Raw genomic sequence first — 21,954 nt, forward strand, 5'->3', positions numbered from 1 at the left:
CCAGATCGAGCACTGACGGAAGGAACAAGCCCGGAATGAAAACCCAGGACAGGCCACTCGACGAAGACGCAGCAGCGATGGCCGACTTCGCCGAGATCGCCGACTGGCGACCGCTCGCCGGACCGGACAACGACGACACCGGTCCCGAGGTGGTCAAGGCGATCGTGCAGAGGGTCACGTCGGTCACCGACTGGCAGCCCTGGCCGCTCTCGCCAGGCGAGCAGATCGAAGACGTGCTCGCTTCGTGGGGATTCACCACCAAGCGCGGCAGCACCATCGTGGTCTTCCCCGGGCTCGCGTTCGCGGACGCCCGCAACAGCGGCTGGTCGGCGTACGAGATCAGCCCCGACGACATCCCGGCGGCCGAGGCCGGACTCGACGACGCCTGGCCGCAGATGCTCGACCTGGCACGCAAGCACCTCGGTGAGCCGGACTACGTGGGCAACGACAGCAGCCCGCACTTCGTCGACGAGTGGCGACCCGGCGCGGGCGCCGACAAGCGCCACCTGGCTGCCTGGGTCCGCCCGGGCGCGCAGTTCCACCTGTTCAGCAGCAAGCCGACGCGGGATCCGCTGACCGAAGCGGTGGGCGTCACGTACGCGGTCTACATCGACTAGGAGTTCGAGAAATGTCGCAGCCCACCGAAGGCCCGCAGCCGCAACGCACCTGGACCGAGACTCTGGACTGGCTGGCAAACCAGCCTCAGCAGAACCTGGAGAACCTCGGCGCCCTCGCCGCGTTGCAGAAGAACGAATTCGACCGACTCATCAAGCAGGCCCAGAAGGTGCCGCTCAAGGACAAGATCAACGAGAAGGTCTCGAACGTCACCGCCCGGGTCCACGCGATCTACGACCGGGAGTCGACGCGCCTGAGCGACATGGCCCAGCGCCTGCAGAGCCAGGCCGGACAGCACCTGACCGCCGGGCGCGAATGGGCCGGCCAGCAGGTTCAGGCCGGTCGTGAATGGGGCGGCCAGCAGGTCCAGGCCGGTCGTGAAGGCTTGCAGGCCGGGCGCGAGTGGGCCGGTCAGCAGGCCCAGGCCGGTCGTGAATGGGCCGGTCAGCAGGTCGACCGGGCCGCCGCGTTCGGCGGTCAGCAGGTCGACCGCGCGGCCGCGTTCCGTGACCGGCAGGTCGACCGGGCCACCGAGTTCGGTCAGCAGGCCGTCGGCGCCTACCAGGCCGGCGTCGAAGCGGCCGGCCGCGGCATCCAGACCGGCCGCGAGTTCGCCGGCCAGCAGGTCGACCGCGCCGCCGAGTTCGGCGGTCGGCAGGTCGACCGGGCCACTGAGCTCGGCGGGCGGGCGATGGACGCCGGACGCGATCTGCGCGACCGGGCGGGACGCTGGCTGGAGGCCCAGAAGGGCCGTGTGACGAGAGCCGCCGAAGGTGCCCGCGCAACCGTCGCCATGGCGAAGTTCGACCCGACCATGCAGGGTGTGACGACGAAGGACCTGACGCAGCTGAGCCAGCAGCACAGCCGCATCATGACCGGCCCTTCGCTGGATGCCAAGCTGGAAGCTGCCCAGAACGTGGTCCAGCAGCTCCAGGCCCAGAAGGACGCTCAGACCGCGGCCCAGGCGTTCAGCGGCATGGCCCCGGCCGGGCAGGCCGTCAGCCAGGGTCAGGGCGCCCAGACGCCGACGACGTCGGAGCAGGGCGCCGTCAACCTGCAGAAGAACAACGAGAACAAGGGCATCGGCAAGGGCTGACTCCCAACCCGACCCACAGCAGACGCCGCCGAGCCTGGCTCGGCGGCGTCTGCTGCGTTGTGGCTAGTCGGTCGGTGCGGCCTGGGCGGTAGTGTCCGCCGCGGTTGCCGGTTGTTGGTGGCGGCGTCTGGGCAGGGGTCTGGGAGGTTCGGGATCTACGTCGTGGCCGGCCAGGTGGTTGACGATGGCGTTCAGGACGGCGGCGGTCGGGACCGCGACCAGAGCGCCGACGATGCCGGCGATGACCACGCCGGTGGCGATCGCGAGGATGATCGCCAGCGGGTGCACGCTGACCGCGCGGCCGAGCAGGAACGGCTGCAGGACGTGCGATTCCAGCTGCTGTACGCCGATCACGACGGCGAGCATGATGATCGCGATGACAGGGCCCTTGGCAACCAACGCGACGAGGACGGCGACAATGCCGCTGATCAGGGCGCCGACCACCGGGATGAACGCGCCGACGAAGACCAGGATGCCGATCGCGCTGACCAGCGGGAGGCCGAGGATCGCGGCGCCGAGCGAGATCCCGATCGCGTCGACCGCGGCGACGACCACGGTGGCGCGGACGAACGCGGTCAGCGAGACCCACGCCTTCCGGCCCGACGAGTCGGCCTTGTCGCGGGCCCGGCGCGGGAACAGCCGGACCAGCCACGACCAGATCTGCTCGCCCTGGTACAGGAAGAAGAACAGGCAGAACAGCGCGATGAACAGGCCGGCCACTGCGTGTGTCGCCGTCGTACCGAACGCTGCCGCCTGCTGACCGAGCGCGCCGCCGGACGTGACCTGCTCCTGCAACTGCTTGAACAGGCTGGTGATGTCCGCGTCGGTGAGGCCGAAGTTGATCCGGGCCAGGTCGCGCACCTTCTGCACACCTTCGCCGACCTGGTTGGACAAGTCCTCGAACTGCCCGGCGATCTGCGTCCCGACCACGGTCAGCAGTCCGGCGACCACCACGATCGTCGCGATCACGGTGATTCCGGCCGCGGGACCGCGCGGCAGCCGGAGCTTCTGCAGGCCGGTGGTGACGGGGATCAGGAGTGCGGTGAGGAGTACGCCGACGGTCACCGGTACGACGACCTCGGACAGGTACCGCATGCCGTAGCCGATCACGGCGATGGCCGCGACGACCACCAGGAAACGCCAGGCCCACGCACTGGCGATCTCCATCGCCGGCGTCACGCCGTGGTCCACCTTCGTCGTCGACCGACCCGCCACCGGCTCCTCGACCGCGTCGACTACCGGCTCGGCTGTTACCTCTGCGACCGACGCGCTGGACGACTCCAGCACCTCGTTGTCCGCAACCGGGCTCTGCTGGTCGTGCTCTCCGGTCTCGTCCCGCCCCGACTCGCTCATCCCACCTCCGCAAGCTGATGTGCTGATGAGACTAGTGCCCGGTGCGGCTCGTTCCATGAATGTGGGCGGCCAGGCCTTCGGCGGCCTTCGGGGCGTCGTCCGCGAGCAGGCCGACCGCGGCGAGCACGTAGTCCGCGTCGACGCACACCTCGGCGTGCTGCGGAACGAGCCAGCCCTCCTCCTGCGCGTTGGTCCCGATCGAACCGAGGATCCGCGCCGCGACCTCCGGCGGGTTGTGCCGCAGCACTCCCCCGGATCCGACCAGCAGATCGACCTCGCGCAGGTCCTTCCCGGAGCGCTCGATCACCCGCCCACCAGGCCCGAACACGATCCGCTGCCGGCCCGCGTGCCGCCGCAGCGCGACCGTCGCGGCAACGCTCGCCAGAGTCTCGTCGTACGACGCCTCACGTCCACTGTCCGGAAGGTACGACGGGTCCGCACGCCGTCGTTCGGCCGCCGCGTGCACCTCGTCCGCGTCCGCGATCAGCCCTGCCTCGGCGCCGGCGGCAACCACTGGTACGGCGCTCCAGCGCATCCCGAGATCGCCCTCGACGGTCCGGGTCACGGGATGGGGCGCGACCACTTCGCGGCCGAGGTTCGCGTCCTCGGGGTCGAGCTCGATCACCGAGTGCACGTCGGTGGTGGCGCCGCCGATGTCCACGACCGCCACGTCACCGTGCAACGCGGCGAGCACCTCGACACCCCGCAGTACGACGTCCGGCGTCGCGGCGCGGACCATCCGTGCGAAGGACGGGTCGCGCGACAGGTTCTTCCCGCCGATCACGTGCGCCAGGAACATCTCCCGGATCGCGGCCCGGGCACTGTCCGGCGCGAACACGCCGATCTCCGGTACGACGTTTTCCGCCAGCACATGCGGTACGTCCGCCGCGGTCAGTGTTTCCGTGATTTCCGTCTGCGCAGCGATGTTGCCCGCGACAACGACCGGTTTCCGCCACTTGTACTTCGCCAGCGTCTCGGCGGCCTTGAGCAGTACGGCCGAGTTGCCGCCGTCGGTGCCGCCGAGCAGCAGGACGACGTCCGGGCGGTCCTTGCGCAGCTCCTTCTGGCTCGTCGCGTTCAGCCCGCCGCTGACGACCGCCACGACGCGCCCGCCGCTGGACAACGCGACCCGCTTCCCCGCCTCCGCGGTCACGAGCTCCTCGTTGCCCACGACACCGATCCGCAGGCCGCCGCCCGCACTCGAACAGGCCATGACCTCGGCGTTCCGCATGCCGCGGTCAGCAGCTTCGAGTACGGCGCGACACGCCTGCCAGCCGTCCAGGACGTCGGTGTCGATCGTCGTACGGTGCTCGGCCCGGGCGACGAGCTCGCCCGAGCCGGAATCCACCGCAACCGCCTTCGTGAAGGTCGACCCGAAGTCGACCGCCACTACAAGGGTCACGCCATTGCGCGATCGAGGTCGAGCAGGAGGTCGTCGATCGTCTCGATGCCGACGCTCAGCCGGATCAGGTCCGCCGGGACCTCCAGCGGGGTGCCGGCGACCGAGGCGTGCGTCATCTTGCCGGGGTGCTCGATGAGGGACTCGACACCGCCGAGGGACTCCCCGAGCGTGAAGACCTCGGCCTTGTTGCAGATGTCGAGGGCCTGCGCCTCGCCGCCGGTGACGCGGAAGCTGACGATCCCACCGAACCGCTTCATCTGCTTGGCGGCGGTCTCGTGACCCGGGTGCCCGTCGACGCCCGGGTACAGCACCTGGCTGACGGACTGGTGCCGCTGCAGGAAGTCGACGACCTTCTCCGCGTTGTCGCTGTGCCGGTCCATCCGGACGCCGAGCGTCTTGATGCCGCGCAGCACCAGCCACGAGTCGAACGGCCCCGCGACGGCGCCGATCGCGTTCTGGTGGAAGGCGATCTTCTCCGCCAGCTCGGCGTCCCGCACGATCAGCGCGCCGCCGACCACGTCGGAGTGCCCGCCCATGTACTTCGTCGTCGAGTGCACGACCACGTCCGCGCCGAGCTCCAGCGGCTGCTGCAGGTACGGCGAGGCGAACGTGTTGTCGACCACCAGCAGGGCGCCGGCGTCGTGCGCGATCTGGGCGACGATGGCGATGTCCGCGACGTTCAGCAGCGGGTTGGTCGGGGTCTCCAGCCAGACGACCTTCGTCTTCCCCGGCTGGATCGCGGCCCGGATCGCCTCCGGGTGCGTGACCGCGGCCGGCGTCATGTCCACACCCCAGGTGCCGAGAACGCGGGCGAACAGGCGGAACGTGCCGCCGTACGCGTCGTCAGGGAACACCACGTGGTCACCCGGCACGCACAGCGAGCGGATCAGGGTGTCCTCGGCGGCCAGACCGCTGGCGAAGGCGAAACCGCGGGTGCCGGCCTCGATCGCGGCCAGACACTCCTCCAGCGCCGTCCGGGTCGGGTTCGCCGAGCGGGAGTACTCGTACCCGTTGCGCAGTCCGCCGACGCCGTCCTGCTTGTAGGTGCTGGTCGCGTAGATCGGCGGCACGACCGAACCGGTCGTCGGGTCAGGCTCGTTCCCGGCGTGGATCGCGAGCGTTTCGAAGCCGTAGTGGTGTTCCGTGTTCACCGGACCAGCGTACGGCCTGGTCTGCTCGCGTCCCGCACGACGTCCGGGCCTGAGACGATCCGGAGGATCCGAGTTGTCCACACGCGCGTCGTACTGGCTGGCGAATGACCCATTGCGCCGCCTACGGTTGCGCACAGGGGGTTATATCGGGTCATTAAGGGTTGCGGTCATGGAACCGGGCAAGGAAGGACGACGGGGCCGGATGAAGACGCAGGACAGGCCGCTCGACCAGGACGACCTGGCGATGGCGGATCTCGCCGAGATTCCGGACTGGACCGTGATCGCGGGACCAGACGGCGACGAGGCCGGGCCGGAGGTTGTGAGCGCCCTGGTGCACCGGGTGATGGGTCAGACCTCGTGGCAGCCGTGGCCGCTGCAGGCCGGCGAGGTGATCGGCCCCGACATGGTCTCGTGGGGGTTCACCACGCGCCGCGGCACCACGATGATCGTGTTCGACGGCCTGGCGTTCCCGGACTGCCCGGACAGCGGCTGGTCGGCGTACGAGATCGGTCCGGACGACGTCGCCGCCGCCGAATCCGGGCTGGACGCGCACTGGCCGGACCACCTCGCGCTCGCGACCAGGCACTGGGGACAGCCCGACTACGTCGGTGACGAGGGCAGTCCGACGTTCGCCGACGAGTGGGAGCCCGGCGCCGGGACCGGCCGCCGGCACCTGGCCGTCTGGCTGCGTCCGGGCGCCCAGATCCACCTGTACAGCACCAAGCCCAGCAAGGACCCGCTGACGACGTCGGTCGGGGTCAACTACGCCGTGTACATCGACTAGGAGACCCGATGAGTGAGCCCTCTCAGGAACCGCGCGGGATCCGCGCACGGGCCTCCCGGTGGAATGCCGCATGGCGCGGCCGGAAGACGCTGAAGGCGGCGTACTCGCAGGCCGCCCGTGACGTGAAGCGCATGGACCCAGCGGTCCGTGAGCGGATCGGTCGCTCGAACATGACCCGCTCCGATCTGCAGCAGATCGCGAGTCTGCACGTCGACGCCCAGTTCCGCCCGGACCGCTACGCGGGCGTATCGCAGCATCTGGGCCAGGAGGTGCAGGGTCGCCTGGCGGAGTCCGGGCCTGCGCCGAGTAGCGGCTGGGTCGCTCGGAAGAACCCGTTGTCGCGGTGGAACAAAAACCAGCGGCAAGGGACGAAGGCGCTCAAGTCCGCGTTCAAGCAGGCGGCGCGGGACGTGAAACGCACGGATCCGGCGGTGCAGGTCGCGATCGGCCGATCGACGCTGAACAGCTCGGACCTCGCGGCGCTGGCGTCGAGCCGGATGGATCAGGTGTTCCGGCCGGAGGGCCGGTTCCAGGGAGTGCCGGGGCAGCAGAACGGCGCTGGGCGGCAGGGACAGGGCATCCAGTCCCCGGACGCGGTCCGGCAGGCGCCGCAGCAGTCCGAGCAGATGAGCCAGCGGATCGCGGCGCTGCAGCAGGCGATCCTGGAGGCTCAGCAGCAGACGCTGACGCTGATGGAGGAGAACAACCGCCTCCAGGCGGAGATGCGTTCGCTGCTCGAGGCGCGCGTCCAGCAGATCCAGCAGGAGAACGCCGCGGACCCGGCCCTGGAGCCCGGTCAGCAACGAGAAGGCGCCAACCAGCTGGAGGCAGGCGACCAGCAACCGGACGAACGCCGCACCGAAGGCGAAGCCGAGCTCGGCGAAGCCCGCACAGACGGCGAAGCCCAGACCGGCGAGCCCCGCGCCACGGGCGAGGCGGAGGTTGGCGAGCCCCGCGCTGAGGGCGAGGCCGAGGTTGGCGAGCCCCGCGCTGAGGGTGAAGCCGAGGTTGGTGAGGGTGAGCCTCGCGCTGTGGGTGAGCAGTCCGAGACCGGTGAACGTCCGGCGGGCGAGGCCCAGGTCGGGGAAGACAACGGACCGCAGGTCGGTGAGGGCGGAGAACCACAGACGCCTCAGGCCGGCCCGGAGGTCGAAGGTGCGGAGGGGCAGAACCCCTCCGAGGACTGGACCGTGTCGTCCGAAACCCAGGGCGAGTCCGTCCGGACCGACGAGGCACGAGGGGCCCAGCAGCCCACCGGCGAGGTGGAGGCGCCTGCAGCCGACACCCCAGAGCCAACAGCCGACCCTCAGCAAGCAACCACCGACCCCCAGCAGCCCGGGCCCAACGCCCAGCAGCCTGGTGTCGACGGCCAGCAGCCTGGTGTCAACGGGCAGCAGCCTGGTGTCAGTGGGCAGCAGCCTGGTGTCAGTGGGCAGCAGCCTGGGGCTGATCTTCGGCAGGCTGTCGCCAATGCGCAGCGGCAGGAAGGGCCGGCGTCGGGGCAGCAGACGTCGGCGGAAGCTGACGCCGCGCTCGCGCGGAAGCTGACGTTCGACGGCCATCCGCCGCTCAACAGCGTGTCGTCTCAGCAGACCGGAGAGGCCGTCAGGGCCGGCGGCGGTGACGACGCCAACAGGCGGCAGCAACGTAACGGCCAGGCGCCGACGACCCGGAAGGGCGGCCCCGGCGGGCGAGGAGAGGGTGGCTGACCCGACTACCTGAGGTACGCCGCCGCCCACCGCGGCGGCGTACGTCAGAAGTCGACGAGTTCCAGCAACGCCTCGACGGGACCGCCCTCAGCGAGATCCTCGGCGGTCCGGACCAGTTTCTTGATCGGGAGCATGTACGTGCCGGTCTTGGACGGGAAGACGGACGTCTGCCAGGTCGTGGTGCCGACGGTCACCGTGACCCGTACCGATCCGAAGCCCCTGCGGCGGCCCTCGGTCAGGTCCGTGATCTCGTCGCTGATGTCCTCCGGCACCGTGACGAAGTACCAACTGCCCTCACCCGGGTACGGCCACAGCGGCGCCGTGAACCGGTACCCGGTCACTCGCTCACCGGAGTCCCACGGCGAGCAAGAACCGCGGTAGCAGCGTCCAGCAGCACCGCGCGGATCTCCGCGTCGCTGACCGAGAGATCGAGCCCGGCGGACATCGCCGCCCCGACCGTCTCCACCGCGGCCGCCGCGCGCAGCCGATCGGCGGCCGTCGGATCCGGCCCGGCCAGCCACAACTGGAAGCGCCGGCTCCGACCGATCAACTCGTCGAGGTCGTCCCCGAAGGCGGCGAGTACGGCGGCGATGTCGCGGAGCAGCGTCGGACCGGTCGCCCGGTGCGCGATGACCACGTCGACGTACGCGCCGAGCGCCTGCTGCTCGTTCTCCGAGGACCACTCCATCGTCTCGGTCAGCCGCAGTACCTCGAAGAGTTCGTCCAGGAAGGTGCCGACGATCGCGCGGAGCAGCTCCTGCTTCGACGAGTAGTGGTAGTACAGCGACGCCTTGGTGATCCCGACCTGCTCGGCGATCTCGCGCAGGCTGGTCTTGTCGTAGCCCTGGCTCGAGAACAGATCGACCGCGGCGCGATGGATCTCCGCCTTGGTGTCCCGGGAACTGGTCGCGTGCTGCACGTCACCACCCTCTCACCTTCACCCGCCTACCGGGCGGCAGGTAGTCTACCTACCGACCGGCAGGTAGACAGTGTGTCTCAACCCTCAGGAGGAGGTCTCGGGGTGTTCACCAAACTCGGACGCTTCGTCGTCCACAACCCGTGGAAGGTGATCGCCGCCTGGGTGGTCGCGGCGGTGGCCGTGATCGCGTTCGCGCCGACGCTCGCAGACGTCACCACCAAGGACCAGGCGGCGCTGCTGCCCGACAAGTACGAATCGGTGCAGGCGCAGAAACTGGCCGCCGACGCGTTCGGGCAGACCAACGACGCGACCGCCAGCATCGTCGTCAAGCGGAACGCGGGCGGCGAACTGACCGCGGCCGACCAGGCCCAGGTCACCGAAGTGGCAACCAAGATCACCGCGGCGAGGATCGACCGGGTCACCGCCGCGATCACCGGCCCGCAGGCGGTCTCGCCGAACAAGCAGGTCCAGATCATCAGCGTCGGCCTCAAGGGCGCGCCGGACGAGCAGGCTGTACTGGACGCCGTACAGAAGATCCGGGACGTCACCGGCTCCACGCTCACCGGCGCCGATCTCGAGTACGGCGTGACCGGCGACGCGGCGCTGATGCTCGACAACCAGGACGCGTTCGACAACGCGTTCATCGTGGTCGGAATCGCGACCGTCGTGCTGATCATCGGCCTGCTGCTGGTGATCTACCGCAGCCCGGTCGCCGCGTTCCTGCCGATCCTGACCGTCGGTCTGGTGTCGGCGATCGCGCCCGGCCTGATCGCGCTGGTCGCGAAGGCGACCGATCTGCAGGTCACGCAGGACCTGCAGACGATCCTGACCGTCGTGCTGTACGGCGTCGGCACCGACTACATCCTGTTCCTGCTGTTCCGGTTCCGCGAGCGACTCCGCGCGGGCGAGCAGCCGAAGGAAGCGCTGGTGCACGCGGTCGCCCGGGTCGCCGAGGTGATCGTGTCGGCGGCGGGCGCGATCGTCGTCGCTTTCAGCGCCCTGCTGCTCGCGGTGTTCGGCGGGTTCAAGAGCCTCGGCCCGGGTCTCGCGATCGCGGTCGCGGTGATGGCGTTCGCGGCGATCACCCTGGTCCCGGCGGTCGTCTCGCTGCTCGGCCCGAAGGTGTTCTGGCCGTCGAAGTCGTGGCAGAAGACGCCGAAGGGCGCGATGTTCAAGCGGTTCGGCGCGTTCACCGCGAGGCGTCCGGCAGTGGTCGCGGCGATCTCCGGCGGCGTGATGGTCGTGCTCGCACTCGGCTCGCTCGGGATGAAGGTCGACTACGACGCGTTCAGCCAGCTGCCGGACGGCACCGAGTCGTCCCGCGCGATCAAGGACCTGCAGGCGGGCTTCCCGGCCGGCGCGCTGAACCCGACCACGGTCTACGTCAAGAGCACCGACGGTACGCCGCTGGATCCGGCCGCGCTCACGACGTACGCCGGGAAGCTGGCGAAGGTCGACGGTGTCGGCGGAGTGCTTCCGGCCGGCGCGGACGGCAGCATGGCGCTGCTGAACAAGGACAAGACCGTTGCCCAGCTCAACGTCGTACTCAAGGATGCGCCGTACGCGAACGCGTCGCTGGATCTCGTCGACGGGAAGCTCCGGGAGGCCGCGCACGCCGAGGCGCCGGCCGGGACGACCACGCTGCTCGGCGGCGTGACCGCCAGCTACACCGACATCCGGGATGCCAACAGCCGGGACCTCTCGGTGATCTTCCCGGTCGCCGGCGGGCTGATCGCGCTCATCCTCGCGCTGTTGCTGCGGTCGCTGATCGCGCCGCTGGTGCTGATGTTCGCGGTGGTGCTGAGCTTCTTCAGCTCGATCGGCGCGACGGTGTTCGTGTTCCAGGGCGCCGCCGGCCACGCGGGTGTGACGTTCTCGCTGCCGATCATGCTGTACCTGTTCGTCGTTGCCATCGGCACCGACTACAACATCCTGATGATCGCCCGGTTGCGCGAGGAGGCCGAACGCGGGACGGATCCACGGACCGCGGCCGACCGCGCGATCGAGCACGGCGGCCCGTCGGTGGCGGCGGCCGGGCTGATCCTGGCCGGCACGTTCTCGTCACTGATGCTGGCCGGTATGGCGCTGCTCACCGAGATGGGGTTCTCGGTCGCGGCCGGCATCGTGATCTCGGCGTTCGTGATGTCGAGCTTCCTCGTGCCGAGCGTGATCGCCCTGCTCGGTCCCCGCGCCTGGTGGCCGCGCCGGATGAAGGTCAGCTCAGCTGCCCCCGAGGAGCGTGAGCTCCAACCGGTCGGCTGACAAGAACCCGCAGGCTGAGGGGTCCTGCGAGAAAGAACGGGTCCCGGACCGCTACTGGTCCGGGACCCGTCTTTCAGTTGCGCTTCAGGCGGACGGTGAAGATCGGCAGCAGGACGTGAACCAGTGGGCCGATCGAGAGGGCGTACACCACGGTGCCGACGCCGATGACACCGCCGAGAAGGAAGCCGACCGCGAGGACGGTCAGCTCGAGCGTGGTACGAACCAGGCGGACGCTCAGACCGGTACGGCGTACCAGGCCGGTCATCAGGCCGTCGCGGGGACCGGGGCCGAACTGGGCGCCGATGTAGAGGGCGCCGGCCAGCGCGTTGAGGACGACACCGGACAGCATGAACACGATCCGCAGCCAGAGCGCATCCGGGCGGTCGACGGTGGCCAGCGTCAGGTCGGTGACCAGGCCGATCACGATCGCGTTGCTGATCGTGCCGAGACCGGGCCACTGGCGCAACGGTATCCAGGCGAGCAGTACGACGAAGCTCATCGCGATCACCACGGTCCCGAAGCTGAGCGGGATGTGCTTGGTGATGCCGGAGTGGAACACGTCCCAAGGGTCGAGGCCGAGGTTGCCCTGGATCATCAGGCCCATCGAGGCGCCGTACAGCGTCAGGCCGACGTACAGCTGCACCAGGCGGCGCGGGAGGTGGCCTGCCTTCAGCTGCTGGATCGGGTTGAGGGGCGCGAGCTGACGCGGCGGGGCATCGGAGGTGGCGGTCACGAGATCCAGTGTCAGGGGTAAGTGGCCTGGCATTCGATAGCCAGTTGCGCGATAGTGGACTGCATGCGAGCGCGTTATCTTCCTGCCAGCACGTTAAGCGGCCTGCTCGGCGAGTGGGCCGACGGGACCGGTCCGGCGTACCGCGTCCTGGCCGAGCGGCTCCGGCTGCTGATCGCGGACGGGCGGATCATGCCCGGTTCCCGGCTGCCGAGCGAGCGCGAGCTGACCGAGGCCCTGGGCGTCAGCCGTACGACGGTGGCCTCCGCGTATCGCTCGTTGCGTGACAGCGGTTACCTGACGAGCCGGCGTGGTTCGGGGAGCGTCACCGCGCTGCCGTCGAAGATCGAGCCGGAACTCGGGCGGCACCACGCGCCCGGGATCGACACCGACGGGCTCTACGACTTCACCTGCGCGGCGCCGGCCGCGGTGCCGGGAATCAGTACTGCGGTGGCGTCGGCGGCCGGCGAGCTGCCGACACACCTCCTCACGCCCGGGTACCACCCACAGGGCCTGCCGGTCCTGCGTTCCGAGATCGCGGCGGCGTACTGCGAACGCGGGTTGCCGACGTCGGCGGATCAGATCATCGTCACCGCCGGGGCGCTCGCCGCGACGTCGATCGCGGTACGGGCGATCACGCAGATCGGCGACCGCGTCCTCACCGAGAGCCCGACGCATCCGAACTCGGTGGACGCGATCCGGCGCAGCGGCGGCCGTGTGGTCGCCGTACCGATGTCGCCCGGCGGCTGGGACCTGCCTTTGCTGGAGGCAACGATTCGGCAGACGGCGCCGCGGGCGGCGTGGATGGTGGTGGACTTCCAGAATCCGACCGGTTTCCTGATGTCCGCGGCGGATCGGCAGCGGCTGGCGCGGGCGTTCGCGCGGGCGCGGACGACGGCGATCGTGGACGAGACGCTGTTCGAGCTGTCGCTGGACGGGCAGGAGATGCCGCCGCCGTTCGCGTCATACGACCCGGACGGGGTGATCACGGTCGGATCGGTGAGCAAGTCGTTCTGGGGCGGCTTGCGGATCGGGTGGATGCGAGTGCCGGAGGCGATGGTCGCGCGCGTGCTGGACGCGCGGGCGTCGATGGATCTCGGTGCGCCGGTGCTGGAGCAGTTGGTCGTCGCGGACCTGCTGCGGCGCCGCTCCACCTTGCTGCCGGAGCGCCGGGCGTCGCTGGCGCAGCGGCGAGACGCACTGGCCGAAGCGGTGTCCGCCGAGCTCCCGTCGTGGAAGTTCCGGCTGCCGTCGGGTGGGCTGTCGCTCTGGTGCGAGCTTCCCGAACCGGTCGGCTCCAGCCTGGTCGGCGTCGCTCAGCGCAACGGCGCCCTCCTGGTCGCCGGCTCCCGCTTCTCCCCCGACGGCGGCCTCGAGTCCTTCATCCGCCTCCCGTTCACCCTCGACGTGGACTCACTACGCGAGGGCACCACCCGCCTAGCCACGTCCTACGCCTCCCTAACCACCGGCGCCACCCCCACCCACCGCCCCGGCACGATGATCGCGTAGGCCGGACGCCCAGGCCATCACAATTGGTCCCTTCGGCCGCGCGCCCGCCTGGGGCCGCCCGGGGCGCGCGATTGTGATGGCGTGGCGGTTCGCACGTCATCGTGCCGTAAGGGGTGTGGGGAAGGTTCGGCTGGACGGGGGCGTTGGGAAACTATGAGAGTCAGACTGCGAGAGGCGTGAGAATGTCGTTCTTCACCCGCAACACCGCCATGGTCGAGCCGGCGGCCGCGCTCCCCGGCCGGCCCACCGCCGGCTTCGCCGTACCGGACGAGAACATCGTCCTGCACACGCCGCAGACCGCTGCCGCACCTGAGGGCTTCGAGGAGGTCTGGTTCGGCACCGGATGCTTCTGGGGCACCGAGGAGATCTTCTGGCAGCAGCCGGGCGTGTACACCACGGCCGTCGGGTACGCGGGCGGTTACAGCCCGAACCCGTCGTACGAGGAGGTCTGCACCGGCCGCACCGGTCACACGGAGGCCGTCCGGGTCGTGTACGACCCGACCAAGACCACCTTCACCGACCTGCTGAAGGTCTTCTGGGAGACCCACGACCCGACCCAGGGCATGCGCCAGGGCAACGACCTCGGTTCGCAGTACCGCTCGGCGATCTACTACACCAACGACGCCCAGCGCGCCGAGGCCGAACGCACCCGCGACCTCTACGCCCCCGTCATCAAGCCCCTCGGCTACGACGACATCACCACCGAAATAGCCCCCGCCACCACGTTCTACTACGCCGAGGGCTACCACCAGCAGTACCTTCACAAGAACCCCAACGGGTATCGGTGCCACAGCAACACCGGGGCTAAGTTCCCCAGCTGACAGGTTCAGCGCGATGCCCCTGGGCTCTTTGAGTTCAGGGGCATCAGGCATATACAGCACTCCGGCGCGCAACCACCAGGACGACGGCTCCGGGCAGGGTTGCGGCCAGCGCGAGTACGCCGTACACCACCGCGACGGTGAGGCCCAGCGGCGCGCCCAGTCCGATCGAACTGAACGCCCATGCGGCCGCGCCCTCGCGCGGGCCCCAGCCTGCGATGTTCGTCGGCACCGCCGAGGCCGTCAGCACGACCAGTGCCAGAGGCAGCAGCCGAGCCAACGACACGTCCGCTCCGGTCGCTCGCACTGCGATCAGGAATACGGCGGCGTGGCCGAGCGCAGCGACGGTAGAGGCGAGCACAATGCCAGGCCAGGCCCGCGGCGCGAGGACCGCATCGCGGAGATCGCTGGTGAAGGCGCGTCCGATCCGCGAGGTGAGGCGACGTCGGATGAGTACGGCGATCAGCGCCACAGCGGCGATGACCGTCACGGCGACCGAAGGAACAAGGGAGCCCGCGGGCCAGGGCAGCAGGACCAGCACGCCCGCCGTCAGCACGATCTGTACCGCAAATCCCGACGCCCGCTCCCACGCGACGGCCCGCAGACTCCGGCCCAGGTCGCCGACCTCGTGCCCGTGGCGCACGGCGCGGTGTACGTCGCCCATGATCCCGCCGGGCAGCGTGGCGTTGAGAAACTGGGACCGGTAGTACGCAGCCACCGCGGTTCTCAGCGGCACCTCGACGCCGAGCCCGCCGGCGACGAGCCTCCACCGCCAGGCGCAGCACAACGTGGTCAACGACGTGATCGCGAAGGCCGCGGCGAGCGACCAACCGGTCGTCAGCCGGAGCCCGTCCACCAAGGGGCCCGTGCCCACCCGCCACACGAGAACGGCGAGGATCGCGGCGCCGCCCGCCACGCGGGCCCAGGTCCAGATGCTTCGGCTGATGGCGATTCCGATCTCGTAGTTGGAACCGGGTGAACCGGTGCGACGCTGTTCTCGTATGACCGTCGTACCCGCAGATACGGAGGCATTGTGCGTCTGGTTCAAGGTCGAGTGCGCAGCATCCTGACCGGCCCGCTCGCCGGCTTCGCTTGTCTGCTCGTGCTCCTGGGCGTACTCGCAGCAGTCACCGGCCTCGATGTCGCCGGCTGGGCGACCGGCGTCGCCTCCGGAGCCGGCCTTGCCGCGCTGACCGCCCGCTCCATGGCGCATCACCGTCGTGACGGGTTGGGGCCCGCGGACAGAGTGACACTGGCTCGCGCGGTCCTCGCTTGCGGCGTCGCGGCCCTCACGGCGGACTCGTTCGACGGCGAGACGCCGGTGGCGATTTTCGTGGCGCTCTCGACGATCGCGCTGATCCTCGACGGGGTGGACGGCCGGATCGCTCGGCGTACCGGCACCGTTTCGGCGTTCGGGGCGCGCTTCGACATGGAAGTCGACTCGTTCCTCGTTGTGGTCCTGAGCGTGTACGTCGCACAGACGATGGGCTTGTGGGTGATGGCATTCGGTGCCGCCCGCTACGTGTTCGTCGCTGCCGGCTGGGCGCTGCCGTGGCTGCGCGGCTCGCTCCCGCCCCGCTACTGGGCCAAGGTCGTCGCCGCGATCGTGGGCATCGTGCTGACCCTCGCGGCTGCCCGCATCCTGCCCGATGCCGTGACCACAGTGGTGCTGCTGATCGCGCTGGGACTGCTGGCCGAGTCGTTCGGCCGGCACACCTGGGGGCTCTGGCGCCTGGCCGGACGCCCGCCGAGCACTCGTGCCACCGTGACGTCGGTGCTGGCGGTGCTCCTGGTCTGGGCTGCGCTCCTCGTGCCGGACCACACCGACGACCTGTCACCGGCCGCCTTCCTCCGGATCCCGCTCGAGGGCCTGGTGTTCGTCGTCCTCGTCTGCGTACTGCCGTCGAGACTCGCGCGGATCCTCGCGCTGATCGGCGGTTTCCTCGTCGGGGTGCTGATGATCACGCGGCTGCTCGACAGAGGCTTCTACTTCGCCTTCGACCGCGTCTTCCACCCCGTCTACGACGCGGCGTACGCCGGCTCCGCGCTGAGCCTGCTCGGCGACTCGATCGGCCGCGTCGGCGCCCTCGCAGTCTTCATCGGAGCCGGAGTCCTCTGCGTTGCCCTGCTCGCCCTACTGCCGCTGTCGGCAGTGCGGGTGACAAGGCTCGTGGCGAGACACCGGCGGCCGACGATCCGGATCGTTGCCGTCCTGGCCGCGATCTCGATCGTGCCCACCCTGACCGGCGCCTGGCCTGTACGACAGCTCGCCTCGGCCTCCGCCGCTCGGCTCACCACGCAGGTCCGTGACGACCTCCGCGACCAGCGGGAGTTCGTACGAGCGCTCGAGCAGGATCCGTTCCGCGACACCCCGGACACCGACTTTCTGACCGGCCTGAGAGGGAAGGACGTGCTCCTGGTCTTCGTCGAGAGCTACGGACGTACGGCGCTCGACTCTCCTGTAGTCGGGTCGGCGCTCGAGGCCGGGGACCGGCGGCTGCAGCAGGCAGGCTTCTCCTCGCGCAGCGGCTTCCTCACCTCGCCGACCTTCGGCGGCCTCAGTTGGCTGGCGCACTCCACCCTGCAGTCCGGGTTGTGGGTGAACAACCAGCAGCGGTACGACCACCTCGTCACCCTCGACCGGCTCACTCTCACCGACGCGTTCGGCCGCGCCGGCTGGCGGACAATCGCCGACGTACCGTCCAACGACAAGGACTGGTCGGTGGCGAAGTCGTACTACCACTACGACATGGTCTACGACCGCCGCAACGTGGGGTACGCCGGGCCGTCGTTCAGCTATGCCTCGATGCCTGACCAATACACCCTGGCCGCGCTCCAGCGGCTGGAGTTGGGGAAACAGAACCGCGCTCCTGTCATGGCCGAGGTCGACCTGGTTTCCAGCCATACGCCCTGGGCACCGCTCCCCCGCCTCGTCGACTGGAGCCGGGTGGGCGACGGCTCGGTCTTCGACCCGATGCCGGCCGAGGGCGACTCACCGGAAGACGTATGGCGGCAGCCGGACCATGTGAAGGCCGCCTACGCACAGTCCATCGCCTACTCGCTCGACGCGCTGACCTCGTTCGTACAGCAGCTCGACGACCGCAACCTGGTGCTCGTCGTCCTCGGCGACCATCAGCCGGCCAGCATCGTCTCGGGCAATGGGGCGAGCCACGACGTGCCGGTGAGTATCATCGCCGCCGACCCAGCCGTGACGGACCGCGCAGCGGACTGGGGCTGGCGGGACGGGCTGCGGCCGGACGGCAGCGCACCGGTCTGGCCGATGGACACCTTCCGAGACCGTTTCCTCACCGCCTACGGCCGCTAGGTAAAGGGTTTGCGCGGGCAACTCGAGCGCGGACACGCTAAGACGATGCTGAATGCCGCTTCGCTGACGGAGCCCGCCGCCAGGCAAATCGTGGGAGCAGGGCCATCGGACGACCTGCGGGTCACGTTCTTGCGCCCGGAGAACCACACTTGGCGCATCGCGACACCGGAAGCGGTGCGATACCTCAAAGCACATACCAAGCCCTGGTACGGCGACGACCCCGAAGCAGCAGGTCGCGTAGTCCAACACGAGGCCATGGCTCATCGGCTGCTCGCTGAAGCCGGACTGCCGACGCCGATTGTCGTGAAAGCTTCGTCAACCCGCGACAACCCGCTGAACTGGCCCTATTTGCTCACGGCTGAGCTCGCTGGCACGTCCCTTGTCGACCTCCTCCCGACGTTGAGTCGCCCCGAGGCCGACGACGCTCTGCGGCAGGTCGGGCAGCACTTGGCCAGCATGCATGCTCTCCGCTATGAACATGCCGGCTACCTCGTCGATGGTCCACCGGCCCAAGCGCCGACGGACGGATTCCAGCATCCGAGCTGGCGCTTCGAGCGCTTCCTCACTACCGCGATGCGCACCTGGGCGGACGACAGCACCGAAGTCGACCCGAAGGTCATGGACCGCTTGGCCAACCTAGTTGCCGACTCCGTCGAGGACGCCCGCTCTTCATTCGACCCACCCCGATTCATCCACGGGGACTGCCATGCCAATGGGTTCTTCCTCGACCGAGTGACGTCAGGTTGGACTGTCACTGGAGTCCTGGACCTAGAAGTCTCCTCCGCCGGCTGCCCGCTGTTCGACTTCACAAAGCTCTTCATCGAGCTGACGGGCCATCTCACCGGCACTGGCTGCCGCTGGTGGGAACCGTTGTACGACGGCTACGGCCGCGAGCCTGATCTCAATGTCGCGCGCCTACTCCTGGCCGGCAGCAGCCACATCAACTACACCTGCCTCGGCGACCACGCCTGGCCAGGCGACCGGCAGACCATCCTCAACCACATCGTGACTGCCACGAGGTGGGAGACCTTGTTCAACCCGACGCCGAAGGATCCGCAGTCTGAGACCGCTTTCGTTTTGCAAGAAGTGGCAAAGGATGGTGGTTCGGTCGGGAGGGGGCGCTATCGTCTGCGGTCCGGGGTTCAGGATTGTGGAGGAATGGGGCGGATGAGCGTGCGGCGACTCGGGTTGGTTCTGGGTGGGGTTGCAGTGTTGGTGGCGAGCGGGTTGCCAGGGCCGGCGCAGGCTGCTGTGGCCGAGTCGGTGCCGTGCATCAATCGGACTGTTTGGACTGACAGTGCGAACGCCGTGCAGGAGGCTGACATCCTCGCTGCGAAGCCGCCGCGAGTCTGGAATCGCTATCAGCTTGCGGACTTCGTGCCGGTCCGGGCGATGACCACCTGGTACATGTCGACGACGCGTCAGGGTGAGCAGTACTCCTATGGGCTGCTGCTGCAGGGCGGGAACCTGTACCGGCACTCGACCATCACCCCGCCGGGTAGCCGGGCACGGGTGACCGCGACCAAACTCGGCGGCGGGTGGACGAGCTTCAAGACGATCGCCACGTCGAACTACGCCGACCCGCTGGGTCGTAAGCACTCGTTGCTGTACGGCCTGAACACCAACGGGAACCTCTACCGGTACGTGGCGAACGGCACCGGCTACAAGGCGTACGGCTCGTTCGGTGGGTTCAAGAGCTTCAAGACGATGGCGATGATCAGCCAGCAGCCGACGTACGACACGCTCCTGATGACGACCACCGCCGGGGCGCTCTACACGATCCACATCCCGACCACCGCGACGGCGAAGCCGGTCGTCAAGCTGATCCGCAAGTCCGGCTGGTCCTCCTTCGAGTCGCTCCTGATCGAGCACTGCGGCAACAACTACGGCACCATCGTCGTGGGCATCGACCACAACACCGACTCCGGCTACCAGTACGCCTTCAGCAGGGCCAAGGGCACGGCGACCGCAATCACGTCGTACGGCAAGATCCCGGTCGTCTTCAACGGCGCAGCCCACGCCTCCCGCACCAACGCCTGGCTGGACGGCGAATAGCCCGAAAGGTGCTCGTCAGTGGTGGCGGCGGGCTAGGTGGATTGCGATCTGGGCGTCGATTTCGACGGTTTCGGGGAGGGCCTGGAGGGTTCGGCGGAAGACTTCGTCTCGGTCGGCGGGTGGGAGCATCACGTACGCCGAGACTGTCGAGAGTTGTCCGATGTAGTCGGCGGCGCTCACCGTCAGGCGCCGTTCGATCACCGCCTGGCGGACGTCGGTGAACCACTCGGACTGCTGGAGTTCCGTGCCGGGCCATTGCATCGGACGGTCCTCGGGGGTGCCGTCGGGTGACGGGACGCCGTCGTCGTCGAGGTACGGCGCACGTGCCGCGCGCGCGGCCTCCTTGAGGGCCGGGTCGGCCAGCTGGATCGGTACGCCGAACGAGGCGAACACGCCGCCCGGTCGGACGAGTTCGGCCATGCGCTCCCACCGGCCTTCAGGGTTCGTCCAGTGGAGCGCGGCAGCCGAATACACCAGCTCGTACGACGTATCCAGCGGCAGGTCCTCGAATGCGGATTGCACGGTGGTGACGTTCGCCGACTGGTGTTTGCGCAGCTCCGCGAGCATGGCCGCGTCCGGTTCTGTCGCCGTGACCGCGATCCCGCCCTGCGCGAACAGGCGCGTTGCCTTGCCTGTCCCGGCGCCGATCTCGAGGGCAGTCCGGATCGGCGCACCGGCGTACGCCGTCACCAGTTCGAGGAGTTCCACGGGATACCCCGGCCGGAACCGCTCGTAGGCCTCAGCCACCGTCCCGAAGCTCAACGCACGCGCAACCATGCCAGCATCCTGACACCTTCCGCACCCTTACTGCTCGGCATTTTCGGGTACGGCGAGTAGCCGGTCAGCGGGTGCCGGCCCAGATGGTTCGGTCGGTGAACGCTCCTCGCTCGCCGGCCTTGGCGGCTCGGGTTGTTTCCAGGGCCTCCGTGGTCGTTCCCAGGTCGGCTGCGAGGGCGTAGACGACCTCGAGGATGTCGGCCAGTTCCTCGACGGCGGTCGCGTCGTCGGCCTGGAGGAACTCGTCGACCTCCTCCAAGAGTTTGTCGCGCAGCCGCCGACGGAACTCGGCCGGATCGGCCTGGTACGTCACCGGCTCGGCGCCGCTCGCACGGATGATCTCCGGAATCCGGTCCCTCACCAGCTTGCCGTCAGCACTCACAGTTCCTCCAACAACCCGACAGACCGACCGCCGAAGCCTAGTTCAGACCGTCCGGGAAGCCGGTCCAGCGGAGGCTTCAGTACTTCCAGGCTCCTAGTTGGTGGTTGTTGGCGTCGTGGATTACTAGTTGGCCGTGGCTGGTGGGGAGGTCGAAGATCAGCCAGCCGGCGGCTTGTTCGCCTTGGTTGAGGATTACTGGGTCCAAGGATGGCTCGAAGATGGTTGAGGTGACTATCGCGTCGCCGGTGTAGGTGGTACCGCCGGCTACGGCGGTGATCTCGATCAGGTCTTGCTGGTCCACCAGGGCTCGTAGGGTCACGTAGGCGCCGAGGAACAGGCCATTTTCGGGCTGGTCGATATCGTCGCCGGTACTGAACTTCACGCGCGTGACGGTGACCTCCAGCTGGGCGGCGCCGGACTCGCCGTACACCGTCACCTTGTCGCCGAGCTTTCCGATCGACGGTGTCACCACCCACACCGTGGCGGGCTCGAAGTGCACGGTTCCGCCGAGGTCGTCGACCACTGTCTGGACGGTCTGTCGCTTGCCCGCCAAGGAGACGGCGCACGGGATCTTCCCGCCGACCTCGACGATGCGGACGAGCGCCGTACCGCAGTCGATCGAGGCGCCCGCGGCCTGCACAGGCAGCCTGGACCGGATCTCGGTGACGACCTTTCCGGTGTCGATGAGTGCCTTGCCCGGCTTGAATGCGTAGGTGTAGTCGCCGCCGCTCACCTGGCTCAAGGTCACGGTCACCGGAAGTTGGTTGCCGGCCAGATCGGCTGTGCACTGGAACGTCTTGCCCTCGGCGACCTTCACGCCCTTCGGGCAGTCGACGTTGCCGACCTGTACGTCGGGAACTCGTTCGCGCAGGTACGTCGCGACCGCCGAAGCGGTCCGATCCGAATCGACCGTTCCGCCCCCGACCGTGACCTCCGCGGAGCACCCCGCCAGCACCGAAGCCAGCACCGAAGCCAGCACCGCCGCGGCCGATAGAGACGAACGCTGTGAACTGGTGATTGCACGCACGACAGCCCCCCGCCATCACGATGGGCGGCGGCTCCCCCCG

At 68.9% G+C, this 21,954-nt stretch carries 19 protein-coding genes; 9 read left to right on the top strand and 10 right to left on the bottom strand.

Annotated elements, in window-relative coordinates; translation table 11 throughout:
* Nucleotides 1-35 precede the first annotated feature (35 nt).
* Complete coding sequence (locus OHB24_RS02875) at nt 36-617, top strand: hypothetical protein (protein ID WP_327637352.1); 582 nt, start codon at nt 36-38, stop codon at nt 615-617.
* An 11-nt stretch (nt 618-628) separates the two neighbouring features.
* The gene (locus tag OHB24_RS02880) at nt 629-1,711 is read left to right on the top strand and encodes a hypothetical protein (protein ID WP_327637353.1); all 1,083 of its coding nucleotides are present in this window, start codon (nt 629-631) and stop codon (nt 1,709-1,711) included.
* A 63-nt stretch (nt 1,712-1,774) separates the two neighbouring features.
* Here the strand turns inward: OHB24_RS02880 and OHB24_RS02885 are convergent, their stop codons facing one another.
* The 3 genes from OHB24_RS02885 to OHB24_RS02895 are packed head-to-tail and all read right to left on the bottom strand — an operon-like array spanning nt 1,775 to nt 5,617.
* Nucleotides 1,775-3,064, bottom strand: a complete 1,290-nt coding sequence (locus OHB24_RS02885) for an AI-2E family transporter (protein ID WP_327637354.1) — start codon at nt 3,062-3,064, stop codon at nt 1,775-1,777.
* Between the two features lie 31 nt (nt 3,065-3,095).
* Complete coding sequence (locus OHB24_RS02890) at nt 3,096-4,466, bottom strand: glutamate mutase L (protein ID WP_327637355.1); 1,371 nt, start codon at nt 4,464-4,466, stop codon at nt 3,096-3,098.
* Entirely contained in the window at nt 4,463-5,617 is a 1,155-nt protein-coding gene (locus OHB24_RS02895; protein ID WP_327637356.1) for a cystathionine gamma-synthase, read from the bottom strand. Before OHB24_RS02895 ends, OHB24_RS02890 begins: the two co-directional genes overlap by 4 nt.
* Before the next feature lie 169 nt (nt 5,618-5,786).
* On the opposite strand from OHB24_RS02895, the gene OHB24_RS02900 reads away from it, so the two are divergent.
* Both OHB24_RS02900 and OHB24_RS02905 read left to right on the top strand, forming a co-directional pair.
* Nucleotides 5,787-6,401 carry a hypothetical protein gene (locus OHB24_RS02900; protein WP_327637357.1) on the top strand — a complete coding sequence of 205 codons (615 nt, stop codon included), beginning with the start codon at nt 5,787-5,789 and terminating at the stop codon, nt 6,399-6,401.
* Between the two features lie 8 nt (nt 6,402-6,409).
* Entirely contained in the window at nt 6,410-8,110 is a 1,701-nt protein-coding gene (locus tag OHB24_RS02905; RefSeq protein ID WP_327637358.1) for a hypothetical protein, read from the top strand.
* Nucleotides 8,111-8,154: 44 nt separating this feature from the next.
* Here the strand turns inward: OHB24_RS02905 and OHB24_RS02910 are convergent, their stop codons facing one another.
* Together OHB24_RS02910 and OHB24_RS02915 are read right to left on the bottom strand one after the other, a co-directional pair.
* Complete coding sequence (locus OHB24_RS02910; protein WP_327637359.1) at nt 8,155-8,451, bottom strand: DUF1905 domain-containing protein; 297 nt, start codon at nt 8,449-8,451, stop codon at nt 8,155-8,157.
* Nucleotides 8,448-9,029 carry a TetR/AcrR family transcriptional regulator gene (locus OHB24_RS02915; protein WP_327637360.1) on the bottom strand — a complete coding sequence of 194 codons (582 nt, stop codon included), beginning with the start codon at nt 9,027-9,029 and terminating at the stop codon, nt 8,448-8,450. Before OHB24_RS02915 ends, OHB24_RS02910 begins: the two co-directional genes overlap by 4 nt.
* A gap of 102 nt (nt 9,030-9,131) precedes the next feature.
* Between OHB24_RS02915 and OHB24_RS02920 the strand changes: the two genes are divergently transcribed.
* Nucleotides 9,132-11,291 (top strand): MMPL family transporter, encoded by a 2,160-nt coding sequence (locus tag OHB24_RS02920; protein WP_327637361.1) that lies wholly within the window; start codon nt 9,132-9,134, stop codon nt 11,289-11,291.
* Between the two features lie 73 nt (nt 11,292-11,364).
* On the opposite strand, the gene yczE is transcribed toward OHB24_RS02920, so the two are convergent.
* Nucleotides 11,365-12,024 carry a membrane protein YczE gene (gene yczE, locus OHB24_RS02925; protein ID WP_327637362.1) on the bottom strand — a complete coding sequence of 220 codons (660 nt, stop codon included), beginning with the start codon at nt 12,022-12,024 and terminating at the stop codon, nt 11,365-11,367.
* A gap of 63 nt (nt 12,025-12,087) precedes the next feature.
* Between yczE and yczR the strand changes: the two genes are divergently transcribed.
* A complete protein-coding gene (gene yczR, locus OHB24_RS02930; RefSeq protein WP_327637363.1) occupies nt 12,088-13,530 on the top strand; it encodes a MocR-like transcription factor YczR in 1,443 nt (480 codons plus the stop codon).
* A 182-nt stretch (nt 13,531-13,712) separates the two neighbouring features.
* Nucleotides 13,713-14,351: a peptide-methionine (S)-S-oxide reductase MsrA gene (msrA, locus tag OHB24_RS02935; protein WP_327637364.1), complete on the top strand. Its 639-nt coding sequence runs from the start codon at nt 13,713-13,715 to the stop codon at nt 14,349-14,351.
* 43 nt (nt 14,352-14,394) lie between these two features.
* Here the strand turns inward: msrA and OHB24_RS02940 are convergent, their stop codons facing one another.
* Complete coding sequence (locus OHB24_RS02940; RefSeq protein WP_327637365.1) at nt 14,395-15,264, bottom strand: lysylphosphatidylglycerol synthase transmembrane domain-containing protein; 870 nt, start codon at nt 15,262-15,264, stop codon at nt 14,395-14,397.
* A gap of 138 nt (nt 15,265-15,402) precedes the next feature.
* Between OHB24_RS02940 and OHB24_RS02945 the strand changes: the two genes are divergently transcribed.
* Nucleotides 15,403-17,673, top strand: a complete 2,271-nt coding sequence (locus tag OHB24_RS02945; RefSeq protein WP_327637366.1) for a CDP-alcohol phosphatidyltransferase family protein — start codon at nt 15,403-15,405, stop codon at nt 17,671-17,673.
* 45 nt (nt 17,674-17,718) lie between these two features.
* On the top strand, nt 17,719-19,728 hold the full coding sequence (locus OHB24_RS02950; RefSeq protein ID WP_327637367.1) for a phosphotransferase family protein: 2,010 nt from the start codon (nt 17,719-17,721) through the stop codon (nt 19,726-19,728).
* Nucleotides 19,729-19,743: 15 nt separating this feature from the next.
* Here OHB24_RS02950 and OHB24_RS02955 read toward each other — a convergent pair whose 3' ends face one another.
* The 3 genes from OHB24_RS02955 to OHB24_RS02965 all read right to left on the bottom strand — a co-directional run bounded on the left by OHB24_RS02955 (nt 19,744) and on the right by OHB24_RS02965 (nt 21,866).
* Complete coding sequence (locus tag OHB24_RS02955) at nt 19,744-20,505, bottom strand: class I SAM-dependent methyltransferase (RefSeq protein ID WP_327637368.1); 762 nt, start codon at nt 20,503-20,505, stop codon at nt 19,744-19,746.
* A gap of 64 nt (nt 20,506-20,569) precedes the next feature.
* Nucleotides 20,570-20,887, bottom strand: a complete 318-nt coding sequence (locus OHB24_RS02960) for a nucleoside triphosphate pyrophosphohydrolase (RefSeq protein ID WP_327637369.1) — start codon at nt 20,885-20,887, stop codon at nt 20,570-20,572.
* 76 nt (nt 20,888-20,963) lie between these two features.
* On the bottom strand, nt 20,964-21,866 hold the full coding sequence (locus OHB24_RS02965; RefSeq protein WP_327637370.1) for a DUF4333 domain-containing protein: 903 nt from the start codon (nt 21,864-21,866) through the stop codon (nt 20,964-20,966).
* Between the last annotated feature and the right edge of the window lie 88 nt (nt 21,867-21,954).

This window comes from Kribbella sp. NBC_00482 (assembly GCF_036013725.1).
Lineage (GTDB): Bacteria > Actinomycetota > Actinomycetes > Propionibacteriales > Kribbellaceae > Kribbella.

What these genes read in the sequence shown, in the direction of transcription:
- yczR (WP_327637363.1), top strand. Translation starts at nt 12,088, where the DNA reads ATGCGAGCGCGTTATCTTCCTGCCAGCACGTTAAGCGGCCTGCTCGGC.
- OHB24_RS02880 (WP_327637353.1), top strand. Translation starts at nt 629, where the DNA reads ATGTCGCAGCCCACCGAAGGCCCGCAGCCGCAACGCACCTGGACCGAG.
- msrA (WP_327637364.1), top strand. Translation starts at nt 13,713, where the DNA reads ATGTCGTTCTTCACCCGCAACACCGCCATGGTCGAGCCGGCGGCCGCG.
- OHB24_RS02885 (WP_327637354.1), bottom strand. Translation starts at nt 3,064, where the DNA reads ATGAGCGAGTCGGGGCGGGACGAGACCGGAGAGCACGACCAGCAGAGC.
- OHB24_RS02900 (WP_327637357.1), top strand. Translation starts at nt 5,787, where the DNA reads ATGGAACCGGGCAAGGAAGGACGACGGGGCCGGATGAAGACGCAGGAC.
- OHB24_RS02905 (WP_327637358.1), top strand. Translation starts at nt 6,410, where the DNA reads ATGAGTGAGCCCTCTCAGGAACCGCGCGGGATCCGCGCACGGGCCTCC.
- OHB24_RS02955 (WP_327637368.1), bottom strand. Translation starts at nt 20,505, where the DNA reads ATGGTTGCGCGTGCGTTGAGCTTCGGGACGGTGGCTGAGGCCTACGAG.
- OHB24_RS02950 (WP_327637367.1), top strand. Translation starts at nt 17,719, where the DNA reads ATGCTGAATGCCGCTTCGCTGACGGAGCCCGCCGCCAGGCAAATCGTG.
- OHB24_RS02875 (WP_327637352.1), top strand. Translation starts at nt 36, where the DNA reads ATGAAAACCCAGGACAGGCCACTCGACGAAGACGCAGCAGCGATGGCC.